General features: G+C 64.6%; 2 protein-coding genes and 1 pseudogene. 2 read left to right on the plus strand and 1 reads right to left on the minus strand.

The features are described 5' to 3' along the window. Window positions 1-275: 275 nt before the first annotated feature. Window positions 276-965: a PIG-L deacetylase family protein gene (locus EOA85_RS33005; RefSeq protein WP_127212506.1), complete on the minus strand. Its 690-nt coding sequence runs from the start codon at window positions 963-965 to the stop codon at window positions 276-278. 100 nt (window positions 966-1,065) lie between these two features. Here EOA85_RS33005 and EOA85_RS33010 point away from each other — a divergent pair. Together EOA85_RS33010 and EOA85_RS33015 are read left to right on the plus strand one after the other, a co-directional pair. Then, a pseudogene (locus EOA85_RS33010) lies at window positions 1,066-1,292 on the plus strand (hypothetical protein); the annotation flags it as partial. A gap of 91 nt (window positions 1,293-1,383) precedes the next feature. Further along, the coding region (locus EOA85_RS33015; RefSeq protein ID WP_127212507.1) for a DEAD/DEAH box helicase at window positions 1,384-2,327 on the plus strand (944 nt) is incomplete at its 3' end.

Consider the following 2,327-nt stretch of genomic DNA (forward strand, 5'->3'; position numbering starts at 1 on the left):
GCCGAGGTCAGTCCCAACGTCAGTTTCAAGGTCGATTTCATGCCTTCCTCCCATTTACGAAACGCGTCCGGATGACGGTTTCAAAACCTCAACCCCCCTCCTCAGGGGTCCAAACATGGCGACGCGGTCGAGCGTCGGGTGTTTAGTAATTTGTTTAGTGGTGCAATTTTTTACTAAACAAGGCAAGCGAATTCGTCGCTGCGCTGCAGCATGGCGCATGGGTTGCTTGGTTCAGAAAAGGCGGGTGTCAGATCGTCCGGCGCGCGGGCGCCGGCTCATTTGACCATTTTGGTGCTCACCGTCACCGGCCGGATCACTGGGGCCGGCGGCAGCAGGGCGCGGATATCGGCGAAGGGGAAGATCGGTTCGAAGCGGAAGGCCTCAGCGAAGGAACCGGCCGTGCCATTGCACTGGCCGGCGCGAAACGCGTTCTGCGTGCGCGCCGCATCGACGAAACGTTCGGGATCCTGCGACTGGTGTGCCCGGATCGCCATCGCCTTGAGCTCGAAATGCCCGGAGATATCGACATAATGCGTCGGCGAAAAGCCGGTGCCACCGAGCGTATCGGCATGCAGCACCGGGACAGTGAAGGATGCCGCGATGCGCAGGCCGTCCGACAGCGCACGGTGGTCGCCATGGTAGTCGTTCGGCGCATGGGTGATCACCAGATCCGGCTTCAGGTCGCCAATCAGCGCCTTCAGCGCCGCGATTAGCGCGGCATCGGCAACCAGCGTGCCATCCGGAAAGTCGAGGAAGTGCGGAGTTGCGCCAAGCAGGTCCGCCGCCACAGCCGCTTCCTCGCGGCGGGCGCGGGCGAGTAATTCCGGATCGCCCTTCCCGCCCTTGGCGCCGTCCGTGGCTATCGCAAAAACCAATTCTGCGCCTTGTGCGGCATAGGCCGCCATCGTACCGAACATGAAGATCTCGATATCGTCCGGATGCGCACCGAGCGCCAGTATCTTCACTCTGCATTCTCCCTGGAACTGGAATAACGTGGCCGAACGGAATTCTGCTCGCCCAGCTCCCCTATGCAAGCTGTTCATGCAACGATGCCGTTGTCAAAAGGCTGGGCGGATCGCGCCGACGCATTATTCGCAGATACTCGGGCCAGTGATCCTGGGCGCGTTCTCCAGAAATATCCAGATCTTCTGTCGCCAGATCTTCTGTCGCCCGATCTTCTGCCGCTTGTCGGCCTCGCCGTCATTGGCGGCTTCGGCCTTTTGACGATGGTGCGCGAGGATGTGAGGCTCGGCACGGTGCGCTGGAACCCGTTCTCGCGGACCCGGCTTTGAGTTGGCCCGCCCCCGGTTGCGCGGCGACCGCCACCGCTGATATGCGGGCGCTGCGGATCCGCCGCAATTGGATGGATGCATCCTTGGAACAATGACCAGAAAACCCTTGCCGGAGCTTCCGGTCTCCGCCGTGCTGCCGGCGCTCAGCGAAGCGCTCGGCCAAGGCAACAGCGCCGTGCTGGTGGCGTCGCCCGGCGCCGGCAAGACGACGCTGGTGCCGCTGGCGCTGCTCGACGCGCCATGGCTCGGCACGGGAAAGATCATTCTGCTCGAGCCGCGCCGGCTCGCTGCCCGCGCTGCCGCCCGCCGCATGGCCGAGCTGCTCGGCGAGGAACCCGGCGAAACAGTCGGCTACGCCATGCGCATGGAAAACCGCACTTCTGCGAGGACCAAAATCCTCGTCGTGACAGAAGGCGTGCTGTCGCGGATGATCCTCGACGATCCGGAGTTGCCCGGTGTCTCGGCGGTATTCTTCGACGAGTTCCATGAGCGTTCGCTCGACGGCGATTTCGGGCTGGCGCTGGCGCTCGACGTGAAAGGTGCGCTGAGGCCCGAGCTGCGATTGCTGGTCATGTCGGCGACGCTTGACGGCGGGCGAGTCTCGCGGCTGCTTTCCGGCGCCCCGGTGATCGAGAGCGAAGGCCGCGCCTTTCCCGTCGACATCCGCTACGACGAGCGGCCGGCCGGCATCGCCATCGAAGACGCCATGGCCAAGGCGATCCGCACGGTCCTTGCCGATGAGAGCGGCAGCGTGCTCGCTTTCCTGCCCGGCCAGCGCGAGATCGAGCGCACCGCCGAGCGGCTGCAAGGCCGCGTCAGTGCCGACACCGATATCGTGCCGCTCTACGGCATGCTCGACAACAAGGCGCAGGACGCCGCGATCAAGCCGGCGCCGTCCGGCCGCCGCAAGGTGGTGCTGGCGACCTCGATCGCCGAGACCTCGATCACCATCGACGGCGTGCGCGTCGTCATCGATTCCGGCCTGTCGCGCCTGCCGCGCTACGAACCGGCCAGCGGCCTGACGCGGCTGGAGAC

The sequence above is a fragment of the Mesorhizobium sp. M5C.F.Ca.IN.020.29.1.1 genome (assembly GCF_003997375.1).
Lineage (GTDB): Bacteria > Pseudomonadota > Alphaproteobacteria > Rhizobiales > Rhizobiaceae > Mesorhizobium > Mesorhizobium wenxiniae.